Origin of the sequence: Streptomyces sp. NPDC017979 (assembly GCF_044328175.1) — a bacterium.
In the GTDB taxonomy this organism is placed as follows: Bacteria; Actinomycetota; Actinomycetes; order Streptomycetales; family Streptomycetaceae; genus Streptomyces.
The window spans coordinates 184,801-203,577 of sequence record NZ_JBIRGU010000009.1 but is presented as its reverse complement, the minus strand read 5'-3'; the positions used below and the strand labels follow the sequence as shown (position 1 = coordinate 203,577).

Genomic DNA, 18,777 nt, shown 5'->3' with positions numbered 1-18,777 from the left:
GCGCGCCCTCCGCCCGGCCGCTGCTCGTCAGCGGCGCGTCAGCCCTTGAGCGAGGCCATCCACGTCTCGATCTCGTCGGCCCGGCGCGGCAGCGAGTCCGAGAGGTTCCGGTTGCCGTCCTCCGTGACGAGGATGTCGTCCTCGATCCGGACGCCGATGCCCCGGTACTCCTCCGGCACGGTCACGTCGTCCGCCTGGAAGTACAGCCCCGGCTCGACGGTCAGGCACATGCCCGGCTCCAGGGTGCCGTCGACGTACGCCTCGGTGCGCGCGGCGGCGCAGTCGTGCACGTCCAGGCCGAGCATGTGGCCGGTGCCGTGCAGCGTCCAGCGGCGCTGGAGCCCCAGCTCCAGGACCCGCTCGACCGGTCCCTCCACGAGGCCCCACTCCACCAGCCGCTCGGCCAGCACCCGCTGGGCCGCGTCGTGGAAGTCGCGGTACTTCGCGCCCGGCTTGACCGCCGCGATGCCCGCCTCCTGGGCGTCGTACACCGCGTCGTAGATCTTGCGCTGGAGCTCGGTGAAGCGGCCGTTGATCGGCAGGGTGCGGGTGACGTCCGCGGTGTAGAGGGTGGTGGTCTCCACGCCGGCGTCCAGGAGCAGCAGCTCGCCGGAGCGGACCTGGCCGTCGTTGCGGACCCAGTGGAGCGTGGTGGCGTGCGGGCCGGCGGCGCAGATGGAGCCGTAGCCGACGTCGTTGCCCTCGACGCGGGCGCGCAGGAAGAACGTTCCCTCGATGTAGCGCTCGCTGGTCGCCTCGGCCCTGTCGAGGACCTTGACGACGTCCTCGAAGCCGCGGGCGGTGGAGTCGCACGCCTTCTGCAACTCGCCGATCTCGAACGCGTCCTTCACCGCGCGCGCCTCGGAGAGGTACACGCGCAGTTCCTCGTCGCGCTCGGCGGTGACCTTGTCGGTCAGCGCCGACTCGATGCCGGCGTCGTGGCCGCGGACGACGCGGACCGGGCCGGTCGCCGCGCTCAGCGCGTCCGCCAGCTCGCGCACGTCCTTGGTGTTCAGGCCCAGGAGCTGCTCGGCCTCGCCGAGGGAGGTGCGGCGGCCGACCCACAGCTCGCCCTGGCCGGACAGCCAGAACTCGCCGTTCTCACGGTTGGAGCGGGGCAGCAGGTAGACCGTGGCCTCGTGGCCGTCGGCCGTGGGCTCCAGGACGAGGACGCCGTCCTCGGTCTGGTCGCCGGTGAGGTACACGTACTCGGTGGAGGCGCGGAAGGGGTACTCGGTGTCGTTCGAGCGGGTCTTCAGCTTCCCGGAGGGGACCACCAGGCGCTCGCCGGGGAACCGCTGCGACAGGGCCGCGCGGCGGTCGGCGGTGTGCGTGGCCTGCGGGATCGGCGCCAGGTCGTGGCGCTCGGTGTCCGCCCAGCCGCTCGCCATGTTGGCGGCGAGTTCTTCGGAGACATCCGGGTAGAGGCCGTTCTTGCGCGGCTTGACCGGCTGCTCTTCTTCTTCCGGAGTGCTCGGGTTGAGCTCCTCGGCCACGTCTGCCTCCTCGATGCGTCATCGGACCGACGTCCATCGTATGTGTCCTGTGAAGACGCTCTCCACGGGTGTGAGGAGTCAGACATTTCGGGTGTACCACTGGGCCCGGGCGAAGGGCGGGCCGAGGCCCCGGCGGAGGCTCGGTCGAGGGCCTTCCGGGAAGGCCGGTCAGTCGAAGCGCGCGGCGAGCAGGACGACGTCGGGCCCGGCGGCCCCCGCGGCGTCCGCCGGCACCATCGCGTGCAGCACGTGGTCCGCGATCGCGCCCGGGTCCTCCCGGGCCGCCCTCGGCACGCTCGCCGCGGCGGCGTGCAGCCGGGCGAAGGCCCGGTCCATCGGGTCGCCGCCGCGCCGCAGCAGCCCGTCGGTGTACAGGAGCACCGTTTCTCCGGGCTGCGGACACACCTCGATGCTCGGCGCCTCCCAGCAGGACAGCATCCCCAGCGGCGCCGAGAGCGACGTCTCGACGAACTCGGTGCGCCGGTCGCCGACCACCAGCGGCGGGGTGTGCCCGGCCCCGGCCAGCAGCACCCTGCCGGCGGCGGGCTCGGCGTACGCGAAGAGCGCGGTGGCGGTCCGTGCCGGCTCCGTCAGCCGCAGCAGCAGTTCCAGGTCGGACAGTACGGCGACGGGGTCCTCGCCCTCCATGACCGCGTACGCCCGCAGTGACGCGCGCAGCCGCCCCATCGCGGCGAGCGCGCTCGGCCCCGACCCGCCGACGGAGCCGACCGCGAGCCCCAGGGCGCCGTCCGGCAGCGGCAGGGCGTCGTACCAGTCGCCGCCGCCGAGCGGTCCGGTGCGGTGCCGGGCCGCCAGCCGCACGCCGGGGACCCGGGGCAGTCGGCTCGGCAGCAGCTCTTCGGCGACCGCGGCGACGGTCTGCCGGGCCCGGGCCACCTCGATGAGCCGGGCCAGGTGCTCGGTGGCGTACCGCACGTAGAGGTGCATCAGGTGCCGCCGCCGGTCGACCGGGGCGGCGGGCTCGTCGTACAGCCAGACGGCCGCGCCGAGCGTGCCCGCCGTCTTCGAGGCGAGCGGCTGGGTGTACGCGGCGGCGCAGCCGAGGCGCACGGCGACCTCCCGGCGCACCGGGTCGAGCGTCGCGTCGCCGAGGATGTCGGGGTGGGCGACGGCCTCGGGGGCGGTCGGCCCGGCGGGGCCGCGGCGGCCCTCCAGGATGCGGCCGTACGCGGTGAGGGCGCGCGGCACGGTCTCGATGTGGCCGAGTTCGGCGTGGGACAGCCCGTATCCCCTAGTAAGGCTGGTGAGGCTAGTAGGGCTGATGGGACTGGTGACGCCGGTCGGGCTGGTCGCACGGGCGGGCGGGCCGGCGGGGGGCGCGGTGGGCGGTTCGAGGACGACCAGGCCGCGGCGGGCGCCGATGAGGGCGGCGCCGGCGCGCAGCAGTTCGTCGAGGGCGTCGTCGAGGGAGCCGGTCGCGGCCAGGCGTTCGGTGAGTTCGTGGAGGGTGGTCAGTTCGGAGACCCAGCCGGCGAGCCGGTCGTGGAGCGGGGTGCCGCCGTCGACGGCGGTGTCGGTGGTGTCGGTGGGTCCGTCGCCGGCTGCGTCGCCGGCAGCGGCGCCGTTGGCGCCGCCGGTCGAGGCCCGGTGGGGCGGCGCTGGCGTGACGCCGGTCGCATCGCCCGCCGTGACGCCTCCCGCGAGGGCCGCTGAAGCCGCCGCAGTGTGCGGGGAGTGAGGACTCGAAGAGTCGATTCCGGCCACTTTCGGAAAGTGAGGGGCGCTCACGGAAGTGGTCTTTTCAATGGGTGCAATTCATGCAATAGCATCGCAAACCCCCGTGTCATTTCGCGCGCCTGACAATGGATCCACATCTACACGCAGATGTAAGGGGATGTCCAGCATTGCACCAGTGGGATTGATGGTGTCTACGGGAGTTTGGGGAGGCTTTGGGGTGCTCTTGACGGAGGGTTCCGTTCCCGCTCGCCCTTCGGCGCCCGCCATGCATGTATCGGGAACTTGGCTGGAAATTGCACCTCGTTGCCGCTCTTTGCGATCGACTGAGCGCGCTTGACAGTGATCCTTCAGCGGATCCCCCAGGGCGCGACGCCCGGGCGGGCGTCGCCGAGGGCGACTGCACGGGCGCGTCATACCGAACGTGGTGGGTACGAAAAGGGTGACGTCCGGCGGCCAGTTGGCATCGTCCGGAACCTGGCGACGGGCTCCGACGTCCTACTGTCCGTAGGGCCGAGGCGGATCCCGGAAAGAACTCCGGGCGGACCCCCGGAGTGTGGGGAAGTGCCGGATCGACCCGTGTGTGCGGGTTTGACTCGGTGGTGTCGGTCACGGGACACGCAAGCACTGAGCGCGCATTCCCCGCCGTGCGTTTAATGGAGTAGGGCCCACGTTGGACCCCCGGGCGGCGATCCTGCCGCAGGCCACCGGGGGACGTCCGCGCCGAAGGCGCGGGTGGTGACGCGCCGACCAGCCGATCCGTACGTACGCGTACCCGCGTTACATGCGAAGGACGACGTACGTACACGCACGCAGTAAGCACATGCAGGGCGTATCAGTACGCATTCGTACGCACAGTGAAAAGCTGCACACATGGTGTGATGTGGACCTCGGCGTTCAACGGAAAGGAACGAGCGCTCATGCGCGAGATCCTCGGAAGGCGACGCAGGCTCCGGTTGTGGCGCAAGAAGGGGCCGGCACAGCCTGCACAGCTGGAAGCGGCGCTGACCTGCGCCGCATGGCGGTGGCCCGTCATCCCCGGGGTGGGACTTCCCGCGGCGGGCGGCGGCAACGGGCGGCGCTGCGGCTGCCCCGACCCCGAGTGCGTCGTACCCGGCGCGCACCCCTTCGACCCCTCCGTCCTCGCGGCGACGACCGACGAGCGCATGCTGCGCTGGTGGTGGACGAACCGGCCGAATGCGCCGGTCGTTCTCGCCACCGGCGGTGCGGCGCCTTGCGCGGTGAGCCTGCCGGCGCAGGCCGGGGCGCGGGCGCTGGCCGAGCTCGACCGGATGGACATGCGGCTCGGGCCGGTCCTGGCGACGCCCACGCGGTGGTCGCTGTTGGTCGCCCCGTACACCCTCGAACAACTCGGCGAGCTGCTCTTCGCCAAGGACTGCGTGCCCAGCTCGCTGCGGTTCCACGGCGAGGGCGGGTACGTGGTGCTGCCCCCGTCCGAGACGGGCACGGGGCAGGTCCGCTGGGAGCGGGCGCCGCTGCCCGGCTCGGCCGCGCCGTGGCTGCCGGACGTGGAGGCGGTCGTGGACGCGCTGGTCGAGGCGAGCACGAGCGCGCCGGACGAAGGAAGCCGACTGGCTTACTGAGGGGACTGACTGCTGACGGCGCGCCGCGGGGAAGCGGCGCGCCGTCGCGTTGCCGGCCTCGCGTGGCCGCCCTCGTGCTTGCCGGCCTCGTGCTGCCGTCCTTCCGCTTCCGTGCTCGCGTTGCCGCCCGAGGCGTGAGGGCTGGGCGCGGGGGTTGGGTCACCCGATCGGGTAGGAGTGGGCCCGAGTTGTACGGGAATCGGGTGCGCGGCCGGCCGTCCGTCCGTACCGCGTCGCTATCGTCGCTCCACCGTTGCCCTCGCATGTGCCACCGGCACGGCGTGGGGACGGTTCTTCTCAGCCTTCTCCTCAGCTCCGCAGCTCTCCGTCCCCGCGTTCCCGCGCCGTCCGCGCGATCGGCAGGTGGCCCATGTCCGTGTACGTCCGTGTGGTCGGGCTCGCTTCCGCCGTGCTGGCCGCGGCGCTGGTGCCGCTGGCCGCGTGGGGCCAGGTGGTGCCGGGCGGCGCGGAGGACGAGTACGGCGTCGTGCGCGCCGAGCCGGGTCCGTCGCTCCCGTCGCCCACCGGCCGCCCCCGTCCCGCGCCCGTCACCCCGCAAGCCGCTCAAGCTGCTCAAGGGGCAGGAACCTCTGAGATCACTCCATCCACTTCACCCACTCCGTCCACTCGGGGAACTGAAGGAACGCAGGTCACCCGAGTGCGTTGTGGTCCGGAACTCTCCTCGCCTGAAGGAGTGGAAGCCCAGACGTGTGTACTGGCCGATGGCCTTGCCACATGGGCACGTACGTACTACCGGAATGCCACGGGCGCGAAATTGACTTCCGTACTGACTCTCATGGGTCCGCAGGGGCGCACGCTACAGATCAACTGCACCGTCGAAGCGGGTGATGAGCCCGGTGTCTGCGAGACCCCGAGAGAGCGTTCCGGGAGCGGTGCCGGCTATTCGGCGGTGGCGGAGTTCGCGGCGGCCGGTGCGGGGCCTGATGTGAGTGCCGACGCGGCCGTCGGAGCACCTGCTGACATGTCTGCCGACGACTCCGTCGACGCGGCGGTCGGGGTGGTGCAGGACGGGCCAGGGGCCGGCCGACTGCTCCTGCGGGCCGGCAGCAACTCCGCGCGCACTAGCGGGGGTTGAGCGGACGTCAAGGTTCCGGCCGAGGCGGACGGACCGCATCCGGAAATGGAGAGGCCCGGTCGCTGGCGACGGGGGATGCACCAGCGACCGGGCTCTAAGAACGGTAACAAGAGATCTGCGGTTCGCAAATTCGATCTCGGTTATTCGGACACGGAAACGGCTGACAGTGGCGGGAGTTGTGACTGGAGTCACCCGGTAATGCCGAGGGGGGTACCGGGCTCAACCGCGGGTCCCGGGCCCGAAGGCGGCCCGGGATTCCCGCTGGCGTCACGTTCCGGCCAGTTTCCCGACGCGTGCCATATTTGGCGTGTTCAGCTCAGGGTGACCTGACGGTTGGTGAGTCCACCGCGCGCCCGGCGCTCGTCGGCACTGAGCGGAGCGTCAGCTTCCAGCGCCTCCGCCAGTCGCTCGGCGAACTCGGCGGCCGGCTTCTCGCACTCCTCCGCACCCATTCCGCTCGGCAGGTCCCAGACCGGGACGACCAGACCGTGCGCCCGGAACGACCCGACGAGCCGCGTCCCCTCGCCCAGCGAGCTGCGGCCGGCCGCGTGCAGCCGCGCGAGCGCGTCGAGCAGCTCCTCCTCGGCGTGCGGCATGACCCAGCGCAGGTGGTTCTTCTCCGGGGTCTCGCACCAGTACGCGGCGTCGACGCCGGCGAGCTTGACGGTCGGGATCGCCGCGGCGTTCGCCCGCTCCAGGGAGGCGACGACGTCCGGCGTCGAGGACTCCGCGTCCGGCACCCAGAACTCGAAGCCGGAGTGCACCACGGGCGCGAACGGCGCGTCCGCTGCCAGCAGGTCCTGGAGCCGTACGCCCTCGTCGGACGCGGCGCGCTCCGCGCCGACCGGGCTGCCGGGCTCGGCACGCAGCGCCCGGGCCAGCGTCTCGCCCAGGTCGCGGCTGAGGTCGCCGGACGAGCCGTCGTTCTGCAGGCCGAGCAGTACGGAGCCGTCGTCACGGCGCAGCGCGGGCCAGGCCATCGGCAGCACGGTCGCCAGCGTCACGGACGGCACGCCCTCGGGCAGTCCGTCCTTGAGGGTGAGCTCCACGGTGGCGGCGGGGACCAGCTCGCGCAGGGCCACCCAGTCGCACTCGCCGGGCAGCCCCGCGAAGGGCCGTTGCACGAGCTCGGTCACGGCGTGCGCCGCGGCCCGGCCGTGGCACGCCTTGTAGCGGCGGCCCGAGCCGCACGGGCAGGGCTCGCGGGCGCCGACCACGGGCACGGCCCCGGCCGCGCCCGCGCTGCCGACGGGCTTGCCCCGGCCCTGGGGCTGGTGCTTGGCGGCCTTGGTCTGGGGGCGCTTCTTGGCCATGGTGCGGCTTCTCCCGAATGCGGCGATGCGTGGTGCGGTGCTTGGGCGAGCCTAGTCGTCCGCCCCGCGGGCGGGGGCGCGGCACCCGAGACGGGGTGCGTGCCGCCGACGAGTACGAGCACGGGGCGGGACGAGTGCGGGGCGGGGGCGGGGCTTCGGCGCGCGGGGGCACTCGACCCTTGCGCGATCGCCCGCTCCCTCGCCTCCGGAACGCCCTTGATCAGTTGTGCTCGTCGTGTGTGACGCGCGTAGCGAAATGGTCGTGACGCTGCCCATCCGTGACGAGCGCCCACACGGTGACCTCGCCGGCCGGGTCGTCGCGCACGCCCCAGTCCTTGGCCAGGGCCGTGATGATGTTCAGCCCGCGACCGCCGCGCGCGGTGACCGAAGGCGTCGACGGCACCGGCCGGGTGGGCCCGCCGCCGTCCGTGACCTCGACCATCAGCCGGCCGTCCAGATCGACGCGCCACGCGGCGCGCACGTCCCCGTCGCCCACTTCCGTACGCCCCAGCGGTCTGCCGTGCCGGCAGGCGTTGCTGAGCAGTTCGGAAAGGATCAGAATCGCGTCGTCGACGACCGATTCGGGCACTCCCCCCATGCGCAATTGCTCACGCATGCGGTGTCGCGCCTCGCCCACGCCCGCAGGGCCATGGGGTACGGCCATGCTCGACGACGTGGGCACTTCTTGTGCCACCACCAACGCCACCCCCGAGACCTCCTTTGCCCCACGCCACCGTCTGAATGCCCCCCTGGACTGGACCGGAAACCGGACCGGAGCAGCCCGGTGGGGCACAACTGACCGGCGAGTACGTTACGAATGCGCCGGTGCACTCCCCGTAGTGGTTGTCATGGCCAAGCATGGTGGGGCGGAGGGTGGTGAACCGCACCGTAGGCGTACGAATGCGACTGCACAGCGCGGCCGACGGGCGCCCCGTGTGTGCTTCGTCTCTCCGCGGTTCCTCTTAAGCCCGGGCGGCGCCTTCTTGGGGCCGTCCTTCTTCGGGCCGTCCTTCTTCGGGCCGCCCTTCTTTAGGGCGGGCCTCTTGAGAGCAGGGCCTTCTTTGGGGCGGTGCCTTCTTTGGGGCGGGTCTCAGGCCCGACCGAGCTGGGTGAGGACCTGGCGCGGCCGGTTGGTGATGATCGCCTCCACGCCGAGGCGGGCGCACAGCTCCACGTCCTCCGGCTCGTTCACCGTCCACACGTGCACCCGCTGGCCGGCCCGGTGCAGCCGCTCGACGTACGTCGGGTGGTTGCGCACCAGCCGGATGCCGGGCCCGGCGATCCGCGCGCCGGCCGGCAGTCGCCCGTCGCGCAGCCGGGGCCCGATGAACTGCATCAGGTAGACGGTGGGCAGGGTGGGCGACGCCGCCGCGACCCGGTTCAGGGAGCGGGCCGAGAAGCTCATGATCCGCACCGGGGACTCCGCCGGGTCCGCGGGCGCCGCGAGCCCGAACCGGTCGAGGAGCCGCAGCAGCTTCTCCTCCACCTGCCCGGCCCAGCGCGTGGGGTGCTTGGTCTCGATCGCCAGCTCGACGCGGCGCCCGGAGTCGGCGACCAGCTCCAACAGCCGCTCCAGCGTCAGTACGGAGGTGAGCGACGGATCGCCCCAGTCCGGGCTCTCGGTGGAGTCCTCACGCCCCTTCCAGGTGCCGAAGTCGAGCGCGGCGAGGTCGGCGAGCTCCAGCGCGGAGACGGCGCCACGGCCGTTGGACGTGCGGTTGACGCGGCGGTCGTGGACGCAGACGAGGTGCCCGTCGGCCGTGAGCCGCACGTCGCATTCGAGCGCGTCGGCGCCGTCCTCGATGGCCTTCATGTACGCGGCAAGGGTGTGCTCGGGGGCGTCCTCCGAGGCACCGCGGTGGGCCACGACCTGGATGTGGGGCTGCCGTGCTGGGGTCACCGCGTCATGGTGTCACCGGGGCGGGCCGGGGCAGGGGTCGGGGTGTCGGCGCGGTGGGCGGCGCGCCGGCTATGTCCGTTGTAAGGGAATGCCGGGATACGCACAGCTCCTGCTTACAGTGGCCTGACGGGCCGTGGGAAATGCTTACCTGAGAACGCTGCGGAGCTGATTTTTTTTCCGGCCGACCAGAGCTTGTGGACCTTAGAGGAGAGAAGCGTGAGCACCGAGAACGACGGCCACGAGGGCACTGCGCAGCCGGCCGCCCCGTCCGTACCTCCCGTGCCGGCAGCCGCTCCCGCTCCTCAGGGCCCGCCGCCCCCGCCGGCGGCTCCGCCGACGCCCCCGGCTTCGGCTTCGGCTTCCGGCGACGCGGAGCCGACATCGGCGCCCGCGCCGGAGCCCGCGCCCGCGACGGACGCGACGCCCGAACAGCCCGCGGCGTACGGCCAGGAGACCGCGCACGGCACGGCACAGCCCGCGGCGTACGGCCAGGCCGTCCCGCCCACCGCGAACGCGCCGTACGGACACGACACGACGTACGGACACGACACGACGTACGCGCAGAGCGCGGGCCACCCCCAAGGCGCGGGTCACCCGCAGGCCGGGGCCTGGCCCCCGCCCCCGCCGTCCGCGGCCCCGGGCAGCGGCGACGGTACGGTCTGGGGCGCCCCGGTCCAGCCCGCCGCCAAGCCCCCGCGCAAGCGCCCCGGCGCCCTGGCCGCCGCCGTCCTGGTCGCCGCCCTGGTGGCGGGCGCGGTCGGCGGCGCGGCCGGCTTCTGGGCCGGCAACCACGAGGACGGACCGGACGACTCGACGACCGTCACCGCCTCCGAGATCCCCAAGGACCTCAAGCGCGACCCCGGCACGATCGCCGCGGTCGCCGCGAACGCGCTGCCCAGCGTCGTCACGATCGAAGCGAAGTCCGGCGGCGGCAACGGCTCCGGCGACCTCGGCGGCCGCCCCGAATCCGGTACGGGCACCGGCACCGGCTTCGTCTACGACAAGCAGGGCCACATCCTCACCAACAACCACGTCGTCGCGACCGCGGCCGAGAACGGCACCCTCTCCGCCACGTTCTCGAACGGCAAGAAGTACGACGCGGAGGTCGTCGGCCGCGCGGAGGGCTACGACGTCGCCGTACTGAAGCTGAAGGACGCCCCCACCGGGCTGACCCCGCTCGCCCTCGGCGACTCCAACAAGGTCGCCGTCGGCGACTCCACCATCGCCATCGGCGCCCCCTTCGGCCTCTCCAACACGGTCACCACCGGCATCATCAGCGCGAAGAACCGCCCGGTCGCCTCCGGCGACGGCGACAAGAACTCCTACATGAGCGCCCTCCAGACGGACGCCTCCATCAACCCCGGCAACTCGGGCGGCCCGCTCCTCGACTCCCGCGGCTCGGTCATCGGCATCAACTCCGCCATCCAGTCCACCGGCGGCGGCCTCGGCCAGTCCCAGGCCGGCTCCATCGGCCTCGGCTTCGCCATCCCCATCAACCAGGCGAAGAACGTCGCGGAGCAGCTCATCAAGACCGGCAAGCCGGTCTACCCGGTCATCGGCGCCGTCATCGGCATCGCCGACCCCACCACCACCGGCGCCAAGATCGCTCCCGAGGGCACCGGCGGCGCCCCCGCCGTCCCGCCGAACGGCCCCGCGGCCAAGGCCGGACTGAAGCCGGGCGACGTCATCACCAAGCTGAACGACAAGCCCATCGACAGCGGCCCCACCCTGATCAGCGAGATCTGGAACCACAAGCCCGGCGACCAGGTCACCCTCACCTACGAACGCGACGGCAAGGAATCCACCACCCCGGTCACCCTCGGCTCCCGCACCGGCGACAGCTGACGCACCGCCTCTCCGGGTCCCCGTCGACGAACTGGTCGGCGGGGACCCGCGCTTTCCCCGGGAGGCCCCTACAACTTCCCGGAAATGACCCCCCGCCAGGTCCATCCGGCCCCGAGCACGGCGTCCTGTACGGGCCCCTTCAGCTCGGAGCTGTCGAAGCTGAACGTCTCTGTTGCTTGAAGGCCGCCGTCGTCGTTCCTCCCGACCGTCCACTCCTTCGAGACCGTTCGCATCTGACCACGCTGGGCACTGGCATCAATGGCCAGCGTGGGGGTGTCACCGACCCACGTCACCTCGTATTGCTGGTCGAGCGACCGGACCTCGTTCTTCTCCGGCACCAAGCGCATCCGGATCTGGAACACCCTGCTCACTTGCGTTCCCACGAAGAAGGTCCGCCAGGCGGGATCCAGCACCCGCCACTCGGCGACGAAATCGGCCCCTTCCGCCCGCCCGTCCCGAACCACGTACGGGACATCAGCCCGATTGATCCCGAGCAGAGCCGAGCCCAACTCGTCTGCGGACCGCGGGGGGACCCCGTCGGCCGGGCGCTTGGTTCCGGTCAGCTTGTCGAAGAGTCCCATGAATTCAACCTATGGAGAGTCGGTTTGCCGGTGCAAGGACGGCCGCTCGTGCCGGGCTGCCAGGAGGTCCCGGTGTTGCACCCGCCCGATGCCGCCGACGTCCGCGCCTGCTCCGGCACCGGCCTTGGCGCCGGCGAACGCTTCCGCGCCCGACTTGAGCCCGTCGCGTCCGCCCCCGGCCTGAGTACGCCTCCGCCACGGCCTTCGAGTACGGCCGGTCAGAAGGACTACAAGGTCAACAGCGCCGGCATGGCCACCCACGTCGGTTACGACAAGTCGTCCGGCCGTTGGCGACCACGGGCACGCCCGGCGCGAGCCACAGGGCTCGTACAGCAGGCGACTTGTGCCCTTCCTGCGTACCGTCACGCCACGAGAACGAGGCCAAACGCGCCGAGTAGGCTTCCTACCTCTTCCTGCTTCCCACCGAGATCCCCGGACCGGAGTCCACCATGAGCGCAACCCGGTTGACCGCAGCAACGTCGATCTTCACGGCCGTGGCTGCCAGCGCACTGCTCGTCGGGTGCTCGGCCGAAGCCGAGGTCAGAACGTCCGAGCCGAAGATGTCCGCGGACAAGCTGGGCGACACGGTCGCCGAGAAGCTCGCCGAGACGACGGGTCAGCCGAAGCCGAAGGTCACCTGCCCCGACGACCTCGCCGGCAAGGTCGAAACCACCACCCGGTGCGAACTCACGGCGGGCGACGGCAGCACCCTGGGCGTGACGGTCAAGGTGACCTCGGTCGAAGGCGACCGGATCAACTTCGACATCAAGGCCGACGACACGCCCACCCCGGCCCGGACCTGACCCTCCCCCCCCCAACGCCCCCATCCGCCCTCCGACCACCACTCCGCACCCCGGCCGTCCAGCCGGTACGCTGTAGCCGCTCCGCCGCTGGTGGCCGGGGCGAGGGTGGGTTGCCCGAGCGGCCTAAGGGAACGGTCTTGAAAACCGTCGTGGCGCGAGTCACCGTGGGTTCAAATCCCACACCCACCGCACGCAGATCAGCGTATGCGCTGGTCAGAAGGGGTGCCCCTCGCTGAGGGGCACCCCTTCCGCATGTGGCCTGTCCCACTCTGATTTGTCTCTGTCGCGTTGCTGACCAGCGAATGTGGACCAGGTGTGGACCGGGACGTCGCCGGTGGCGAAGGTTGGCGAGTTCGACGCCGTCACGTCCGTAGTGACTGCTGCACGCGCTCCATGATGGCGTCGCGCTGCCCGGCTCGTTGCGGGCCGGGGCACGCGTGGCCGCCCCATGCGGCGCCGCCCATGGAGTGGGTGCCGAGGCCGCGGCCCTGGGGGGAGTTCGTCACTTCGAGGGGCCAGGCATGGACGCGGGCTCCCCAGGTGTAGACGCGGGCGACGGCGTCGAGTTGGGCCGGGGTGAGTGGTTTGCCGGTGAAGCCGGAGGTTTCGATCGACGCCCAGTCGGCGTTGCCTGCGCGTTGGGTCCAGGCGCGGTCGTGGATCGATACGTACTGCTCGATCTCGCCGGCTTGGGACACCCAGAAGTGCGCCGAACTCCGCGTCCCGGGAGCGGAGAAGCGCTCGAAGAGCGATCCTTCGCCCTCCTGGACGTGCAGTATCAGGCCCCGTTGCACCTCCCGGCCGCCCGGCGTGAAGTTCGCTTCTATCGGTTTTCGGGCGACGCCTTCCATCCATCCGGGAGGCCGGGCGGCGGGGGAGGCCGACGTCCGGCGGATGCCCTGTGACGGAGGCGGCGCAGCAGGTGCCCGCCGCGGTTGCCGGTCCGGTCGGAGGAGGAGGGCGGCTGCCGACAGGGGTGCCAGGACGAGCCCTCCGCCGAGGGCGAGCACGCCGCGTCGGCTCGGTCGGCGGTGGGCCGGTGTCATGGGCGCCTCGCGCCGGCGGTGGTCGTCGCGCCGTTCTTCCGGGAGGTCAACATGGCGACGAGGGTGCCTCCGCAACATGGTCATCACTGCATGAACATGTGATGGGACGGCAACATCGGACCGTGGACGCCCGCTCGCGGGACGTCGTCCTCCGGTCGCTGGTCCTCTCCCTCCGGGAGCGGAGAGCCGGTCGTTCGGGCGGGCGATGCCTTGGCGCGCCGGCCGATGTGAGGCTCCGGGCATGACCGGAGACGTGCGGACGAAGGTGGGGCACCGGAGGCGCTGGGCGGGACGGGCCGCGATGTGTTGGGCGGTGGCGTACGCGGTGTTCGGCCTGGCCTGCGCCGTGAACGGGACGTCGCTCCTGCCGCGAGGGGGCGCTGCGGGTGCGTCCGCGTCGGGCTGGGGCGTCGTGGTGCTGGGCGCGGTCGCGGCGCTGGTCTGCGGCGCGGTGGTGCGGTACGGCCTGCGACCGGCGCTGCGGGCCCTGCTCTGGGGCACGTGCGGATGTGCTGTGATCGCTGCGTTCGGCCTCCTGATGGACGTCGTCACGTTGATGTTCGGGCAGGCGGTGGACAGTTGGGCGGCGGCCACCCAGCACGCCCTGGCGGCGGTCGGCGCGGTGCTCCTCGCCGGCACCGCCCGATCCGACCGGCGAACGCCGGAGGCGAGCTCTGTCGGGGCGCCGTCAGCCGCTTCCCGTCCGCTTCAACTCGGGGCCTGCGCAGGAACGGTGGCGTTTCATCCGTACGTGGTGATGAAGCTGATCTGGGTGTCCGGCGGCACCTTCGCGGGGGTGTCCGGGGGCGAGATGTTGGAGCTGTCCGAGGCCAACGGGGCCTCCGGGATCTGGCTCGCCCTGGAGTCCTGGGGGCTGGACGCCACGGTGTTGCTGGCGGCCCTCGGGGTCTTCCTGCTCTGGGGCCTGGTCCGCCCTTGGGGGCAGGTCTTCCCGCGCTGGCTCCCCCTCGTACCCGCGGTGATCGGCGCCGCAACCCTCCTTCCGTACGGCGTGATCGGGGTCGGTTACGCGGCGCTCGCCACGGCCGGGGTCGTGACCATGCGCCGCGGCGACTTCCCCTCCTCCGACGACGCCCTGCTGGTCGCCTGGATCGGCATGGTCGCCTTCGCCGCGTACGGCGTCGCCTTGGCTGCGGCCGCCCGTTCGTATTGGAGGAGGACCCAAAGGACCTGAAGGACCTGAAGGACCTGAAGGACCCGTAGCCGGGCCGGGGTCGGGGTCGGGGTCGGGGTTCCTAGTACGCGCCCGCCAAGCTCCCCGCCCACACCCCCGGCCTCCGTTCCGCCCACGGGCTCGCCTGCTCCAACTGCCCCGCGAGGCGGAAGAGGCGGCCCTCCAGCCCGTAACCCGCCGCGAACTGCATGCCGATCGGGAGGCCCGTCTTCGGGTCGGGCGGGGCGGGGACGGACATGGCGGGGGTGCCCGACACGTTGAAGGGGGCCGTGAAGGGGGCGAGGTCGAGCAGGCGGCGGAGCCAACCGAGGCCGTCCAGGGCGTCGGCGCCCTCGGCGTGGGTGCCCAGGGGGACCGGGAGGCCCGGGGTCGTCGGGGTGAGCAGGACGTCGTACGTGGCGAAGTGGCCGGCGAGGGTGCGGGCGACGCGGTTGCGGACCGCGAGGGCGGCGACGAGTTCGGGGCCGGTGACCCGTCGGCCGTACTCGTAGCTCGCGAGCACCGGCGGCTCCAGCGTGGTGGAGTCGATCGGTCGGCTGAAGGCGGTGGCGAGTTCGTCGATCGACGCCGTGAGGTTCGCCGTCCACTGGCGGGCGTTGGCCACGACGAACTCCTCCCAGTCCACGCCGAGGTCGACCACCGCCTCCGTCACCCGGTGGCCGAGCGATTCGAGGAGGCGGACGGTGCCGGCGAGGGCGTCGGCCACCGGCGGGGACGTGCGGTGGCCGCCCCACGCCTGGGCGAGGACGCCGATGCGCAGTGAGCCGGGGTCGCGGGTGACCTCTTGTGCGTACGGGAGGGTCGGCTCGGGTGCGACGTAGGGGTCGCCCGGTTCCGGGCCGCGGACCTGGTCGAGCAGGGTCGCACTGTCGCGTACGGAGCGGCTGACGCTGCCGTGGACGGCCAGGCCGTTGAAGACCTCGTCGAAGTGGGGGCCCGCGGAGACCCGGGCGCGGGTGGGCTTCAGGCCGAAGAGGCCGTTGTGCGCGGCGGGGATGCGGATCGAGCCCGCGGCGTCGGTGGCGTGCGCGATCGGGACGACGCCGGCGGCGACGGCCGCGCCCGCGCCCCCGCTGGAACCGCCCGCGCTGCGCCGGGTGTCCCAGGGGTTGTGGGTCGCGCCGTACAGCACCGGCTCGGTGGTGTTGCTGTACGCCATCTCCGGTGTCGAGGTGCGGCCGAACGTGACGAGGCCGGCGCGGCGGAAGCGGCGCATCAGGGCGGAGTCGACTTCGGCGGTGTGGCCGGCGGCGAGCCGACTGCCGAGTTCCATGCGTCGACCGGCCATGAAGACGCCGATGTCCTTGATGAGGAAGGGGACCCCGGCGAGCGGCGAACTGCTGGCGAGGGGAACGGGGGCGTCGTCGGTCGGCCACGTCTCCACGACGGCGTTGATGTGCGGATCGACGACGTACGCGGCCCGGCGCGCGGCCGCCTCCACCTCGTCGGGGGCCACCTCGCCCCGGGCCATCAGCTCCGCCAGCCCGACCGCGTCGAAGTGCACGTACTCGGCAACCTTCACAGTCACTCTCCCAGCCCAGTCGACGACGGTTCGCCACATCGATACCGTTCGGTTCTCGACGATACCCAGCGGTATCGTCTGGGACGTGCTGGTACCGTAACAGGGGTGCAACGGGCCGGAGTCACGCCTCAGCCCCGCCTGAGTCCTGCGGATGTACGCCGGAGTCCCGCGGGTGCACGCCGGATTCACGCCGGATTCACGCCGGAGTGCGCCGGGGTCGCACCGGACGTGAGAGAACGAGCGATCGGGTAGCCATGGCATCGACCGCCAGCAGACCGAGCAGGGTGGCGAAACTGCCGCCGCGCGAGCGCATCCTCGACGCCGCGGAGGAACTCTTCCAGCGCGAGGGGATCCGAAGGGTCGGCGTGCAGGCGATCGCCGAGCGGGCCGCGACCACCAAGATGGCGATCTACCGACACTTCGAGACGAAGGACGCGCTGGTCGCGGAGTGGCTGCGGATCGTCGCCGCGGACTACCGGGCGGCCTTCGACCGGGTGGAGGCCGAGCACCCCGACCGGCCGCGGGAGCAGATCCTCGGCCTCGCCCGCTTCATCGCCGACGGGCTGCCGGAGATCTCGCACCGGGGCTGCCCGTTCATCAACTCGATCGCCGAACTGCCCGACCGCGCCCACCCCGCACGGCGGGTGATCGAGGAGCACAAGGCGCTCCAGACCCGTCGGCTGGTCGGAATGTGCACCGCGGCCGGGCTGCCCGACCCCGAGCAGATCGCGGCTGAGATCACCTTCGTACTCGAAGGAGCGCAGGTCAGCACGCAGAACGGCAGTATCGACGGGGTGGGGGAGCGGCTGATGAGGATCGTGGAGGGAATCGTCTCGCGGCACCCGTGACGGGCGCAGTCGTACTCGTGGCAGGGCGCGGTGCTCGTGACGGGCGCGCGGCACTCGTGGCAGGGCGCGTGGCGGTACGGCCGACGGGCGCGGGCCGGGGCGAGCCCGGCTGGCTATGGTGCGGAATGCCGGCGATTGCCCTACGGAAAACCATTGGCTCGCGCCCTCCACCTCGAAAAGCATGTCGGGATGCGCTCAGACCTACGGCACCCTCCGCACGCACCGCACCAGTGGCACCTCACCGACGACGTCGACGGCTTCCTCGCCCACGCCGGCGACTTCCTGCGCTCCGACCCCGTACTGCACACCACACCGCTCTCGGTCACCGAGAAGCTGCGCACCCAGGGGCCCGGTGCGTACGGCCCCAAGGCCCCCCTCTTCGGTCGGTTGGTGTCGGACGGCGAGGTCCGCGCCACCTTCCACCGCCTCTCGGGCGGCGGCCTCAGCCCGACCGCCCTCACCCCCGAGCAGGCCGACGGCCTCGCCGCGCACCTGCTCTCGCTCGGGTACGTCCTGCCCCACGTCACCGCGGAGGAGAGCACCGCGAACGCCTTCGCGGAGGCGTGGCAGCGGCGTACGGGTGCGACGTACGCGCCCCGCGTACGCCTCCGGTTGAACCGACTGGGCACGCTCACCCCGCCCGATCCCTTCCCCGCGGGGCGCGGCCGGCTGGTGGGTGACTCCGAGCACGAGCACCTCATGCAGTGGTGCCGCGAGTTCGCCGCGGACGTCGGTGAGGACGTCACCATCGACGCCGACACCTGGGCCGGCACGCGCTTCGCCGAGAAGCACTACACCTACTGGGAGACCCCGGACGGCACGCCCGTCTCCATGGCCGGAGCGAATCCGCTGGTCGGCGGCCAGGTCCGGATCGATCCGGTGTACACCCCGGCCCACCTGCGCGGACGCGGGTACGCCGGCGCCGCCACGGTCGAGGTCAGCCGCGCCGCGCTCGCGGCGGGCGCCAAGGAGGTCGTGCTGTACACGAACGCGGCGAACCCCACCAGCAACGCCCTTTACCAGCGCGTCGGTTACGTCCCGGTGGCCGAGGTCGTCGTGTACGACTTCTCCTACCCGACGGGCGACGCGGCATCGAACGGTGCTGCACCGGAGGTTGCCGGGTCGGAGGTCGCCGGACCGGACGTCGCTGGCTGAGCCTCGGCGAACTCGTCGGCGAGCACGCCCATCAGCACGAGGTCGTGGTGTCGACCCGCGCTGAACACGTGGTCCCGTAGGCGCCCCTCCTCGACGAAGCCGAGCCGACGGTGGAGCGCCAACGACGGCTCGTTGTGGGCGAGGATCCGCGCCTGGCACTTGTGGAAGCGCCGCTCGTTGAACATGTAGCGCAGCAGGAGGGCGACGGCTTCCGACGCGTAGCCGCGGTGCCGGTGCGCGGCACCGATGGTGACGCCGTACTCGAACCAGCCCGCGCGGGCGTCGGCGTGGTGCGACCCCACCGCGCCGACGATCTCGCCGCCGTCGACGGCCTCCACCGCCAACTGGAACCGGTCGCCGTCCCCCGCCCCGGCGACGGCCCGCTCCCGCGTCCAGTTCCGGTGCTCCTCGGCGGAACGCGGGGGCTGTATGAGGTCGCCGAGTCCCTCCTCGTCGACGGCGAAGCGCATGAACGCCGTCCAGACGTCGGGCTCGATGCCGCGCAGCCGTACGCGCTCGCCGGTCCAGAAGGAGGACGTGTCGATGGAGGTCATGCCCCATTTGATCACCGCTGTGCCGGCGCGTGAGCGGTGGGCGCCAGGGCGGGAGCATCGAGCCGCTTCCCCATTCATTCGAATAAAAGTTCGGATTTGATGGGCGTGCTGGGCCACGAGTGAC

The 18,777-nt window shown here is 72.0% G+C and carries 16 protein-coding genes and 1 tRNA gene; 7 read left to right on the top strand and 10 right to left on the bottom strand.

The features are described 5' to 3' along the window. Window positions 1-38: 38 nt before the first annotated feature. Together ACH4E8_RS23290 and ACH4E8_RS23285 are read right to left on the bottom strand one after the other, a co-directional pair. Window positions 39-1,496, bottom strand: coding sequence for an aminopeptidase P family protein (locus ACH4E8_RS23290; protein ID WP_398451110.1), 1,458 nt, complete (start codon window positions 1,494-1,496; stop codon window positions 39-41). 168 nt (window positions 1,497-1,664) lie between these two features. Beyond that, a complete protein-coding gene (locus ACH4E8_RS23285; protein WP_398451301.1) occupies window positions 1,665-3,272 on the bottom strand; it encodes a PP2C family protein-serine/threonine phosphatase in 1,608 nt (535 codons plus the stop codon). A gap of 839 nt (window positions 3,273-4,111) precedes the next feature. Here ACH4E8_RS23285 and ACH4E8_RS23280 point away from each other — a divergent pair. Then, window positions 4,112-4,795 (top strand): bifunctional DNA primase/polymerase, encoded by a 684-nt coding sequence (locus tag ACH4E8_RS23280; protein ID WP_398451108.1) that lies wholly within the window; start codon window positions 4,112-4,114, stop codon window positions 4,793-4,795. 309 nt (window positions 4,796-5,104) lie between these two features. On the opposite strand, the gene ACH4E8_RS23275 is transcribed toward ACH4E8_RS23280, so the two are convergent. The 4 genes from ACH4E8_RS23275 to ACH4E8_RS23260 all read right to left on the bottom strand — a co-directional run bounded on the left by ACH4E8_RS23275 (window position 5,105) and on the right by ACH4E8_RS23260 (window position 9,104). Further along, window positions 5,105-5,320 (bottom strand): hypothetical protein, encoded by a 216-nt coding sequence (locus tag ACH4E8_RS23275; RefSeq protein ID WP_398451106.1) that lies wholly within the window; start codon window positions 5,318-5,320, stop codon window positions 5,105-5,107. An 882-nt stretch (window positions 5,321-6,202) separates the two neighbouring features. After that, complete coding sequence (locus ACH4E8_RS23270) at window positions 6,203-7,204, bottom strand: DUF5926 family protein (RefSeq protein ID WP_398451104.1); 1,002 nt, start codon at window positions 7,202-7,204, stop codon at window positions 6,203-6,205. Between the two features lie 220 nt (window positions 7,205-7,424). Beyond that, the gene (locus ACH4E8_RS23265; protein ID WP_398451102.1) at window positions 7,425-7,997 is read right to left on the bottom strand and encodes an ATP-binding protein; all 573 of its coding nucleotides are present in this window, start codon (window positions 7,995-7,997) and stop codon (window positions 7,425-7,427) included. Window positions 7,998-8,294: 297 nt separating this feature from the next. After that, window positions 8,295-9,104 carry a glycerophosphodiester phosphodiesterase gene (locus ACH4E8_RS23260; protein WP_398451100.1) on the bottom strand — a complete coding sequence of 270 codons (810 nt, stop codon included), beginning with the start codon at window positions 9,102-9,104 and terminating at the stop codon, window positions 8,295-8,297. A 216-nt stretch (window positions 9,105-9,320) separates the two neighbouring features. Between ACH4E8_RS23260 and ACH4E8_RS23255 the strand changes: the two genes are divergently transcribed. After that, window positions 9,321-10,949, top strand: a complete 1,629-nt coding sequence (locus ACH4E8_RS23255) for a S1C family serine protease (RefSeq protein WP_398451098.1) — start codon at window positions 9,321-9,323, stop codon at window positions 10,947-10,949. A gap of 68 nt (window positions 10,950-11,017) precedes the next feature. On the opposite strand, the gene ACH4E8_RS23250 is transcribed toward ACH4E8_RS23255, so the two are convergent. Next, window positions 11,018-11,530 (bottom strand): hypothetical protein, encoded by a 513-nt coding sequence (locus ACH4E8_RS23250; protein WP_398451096.1) that lies wholly within the window; start codon window positions 11,528-11,530, stop codon window positions 11,018-11,020. A gap of 449 nt (window positions 11,531-11,979) precedes the next feature. Here ACH4E8_RS23250 and ACH4E8_RS23245 point away from each other — a divergent pair, with 449 nt between their 5' ends. Both ACH4E8_RS23245 and ACH4E8_RS23240 read left to right on the top strand, forming a co-directional pair. Beyond that, on the top strand, window positions 11,980-12,333 hold the full coding sequence (locus ACH4E8_RS23245; protein WP_398451094.1) for a DUF4333 domain-containing protein: 354 nt from the start codon (window positions 11,980-11,982) through the stop codon (window positions 12,331-12,333). A gap of 104 nt (window positions 12,334-12,437) precedes the next feature. Further along, a tRNA-Ser gene (locus tag ACH4E8_RS23240) sits at window positions 12,438-12,522 on the top strand. A 173-nt stretch (window positions 12,523-12,695) separates the two neighbouring features. Here the strand turns inward: ACH4E8_RS23240 and ACH4E8_RS23235 are convergent. Then, a complete protein-coding gene (locus ACH4E8_RS23235) occupies window positions 12,696-13,184 on the bottom strand; it encodes an N-acetylmuramoyl-L-alanine amidase (protein WP_398451092.1) in 489 nt (162 codons plus the stop codon). Window positions 13,185-13,620: 436 nt separating this feature from the next. On the opposite strand from ACH4E8_RS23235, the gene ACH4E8_RS23230 reads away from it, so the two are divergent. Next, window positions 13,621-14,574 (top strand): hypothetical protein, encoded by a 954-nt coding sequence (locus ACH4E8_RS23230; protein ID WP_398451090.1) that lies wholly within the window; start codon window positions 13,621-13,623, stop codon window positions 14,572-14,574. 61 nt (window positions 14,575-14,635) lie between these two features. Here the strand turns inward: ACH4E8_RS23230 and ACH4E8_RS23225 are convergent, their stop codons facing one another. After that, entirely contained in the window at window positions 14,636-16,096 is a 1,461-nt protein-coding gene (locus ACH4E8_RS23225) for an amidase (RefSeq protein WP_398451299.1), read from the bottom strand. 254 nt (window positions 16,097-16,350) lie between these two features. Here ACH4E8_RS23225 and ACH4E8_RS23220 point away from each other — a divergent pair, with 254 nt between their 5' ends. Beyond that, on the top strand, window positions 16,351-16,944 hold the full coding sequence (locus tag ACH4E8_RS23220; RefSeq protein ID WP_398451089.1) for a TetR/AcrR family transcriptional regulator: 594 nt from the start codon (window positions 16,351-16,353) through the stop codon (window positions 16,942-16,944). Window positions 16,945-17,133: 189 nt separating this feature from the next. Then, window positions 17,134-18,099 (top strand): GNAT family N-acetyltransferase, encoded by a 966-nt coding sequence (locus ACH4E8_RS23215; RefSeq protein WP_398451087.1) that lies wholly within the window; start codon window positions 17,134-17,136, stop codon window positions 18,097-18,099. On the opposite strand, the gene ACH4E8_RS23210 is transcribed toward ACH4E8_RS23215, so the two are convergent. Next, window positions 18,015-18,653, bottom strand: coding sequence for a GNAT family N-acetyltransferase (locus tag ACH4E8_RS23210; protein ID WP_398451085.1), 639 nt, complete (start codon window positions 18,651-18,653; stop codon window positions 18,015-18,017). The genes ACH4E8_RS23215 and ACH4E8_RS23210 overlap by 85 nt on opposite strands. Window positions 18,654-18,777 lie beyond the last annotated feature (124 nt).

Bases quoted from the DNA above. Each gene is read 5' to 3' on its own strand.
- ACH4E8_RS23280 (WP_398451108.1), top strand. From the start codon at position 4,112: ATGCGCGAGATCCTCGGAAGGCGACGCAGGCTCCGGTTGTGGCGCAAG.
- ACH4E8_RS23270 (WP_398451104.1), bottom strand. From the start codon at position 7,204: ATGGCCAAGAAGCGCCCCCAGACCAAGGCCGCCAAGCACCAGCCCCAG.
- ACH4E8_RS23250 (WP_398451096.1), bottom strand. From the start codon at position 11,530: ATGGGACTCTTCGACAAGCTGACCGGAACCAAGCGCCCGGCCGACGGG.
- ACH4E8_RS23245 (WP_398451094.1), top strand. From the start codon at position 11,980: ATGAGCGCAACCCGGTTGACCGCAGCAACGTCGATCTTCACGGCCGTG.
- ACH4E8_RS23235 (WP_398451092.1), bottom strand. From the start codon at position 13,184: ATGGAAGGCGTCGCCCGAAAACCGATAGAAGCGAACTTCACGCCGGGC.
- ACH4E8_RS23230 (WP_398451090.1), top strand. From the start codon at position 13,621: ATGACCGGAGACGTGCGGACGAAGGTGGGGCACCGGAGGCGCTGGGCG.
- ACH4E8_RS23220 (WP_398451089.1), top strand. From the start codon at position 16,351: ATGGCATCGACCGCCAGCAGACCGAGCAGGGTGGCGAAACTGCCGCCG.
- ACH4E8_RS23215 (WP_398451087.1), top strand. From the start codon at position 17,134: ATGCGCTCAGACCTACGGCACCCTCCGCACGCACCGCACCAGTGGCAC.
- ACH4E8_RS23210 (WP_398451085.1), bottom strand. From the start codon at position 18,653: ATGACCTCCATCGACACGTCCTCCTTCTGGACCGGCGAGCGCGTACGG.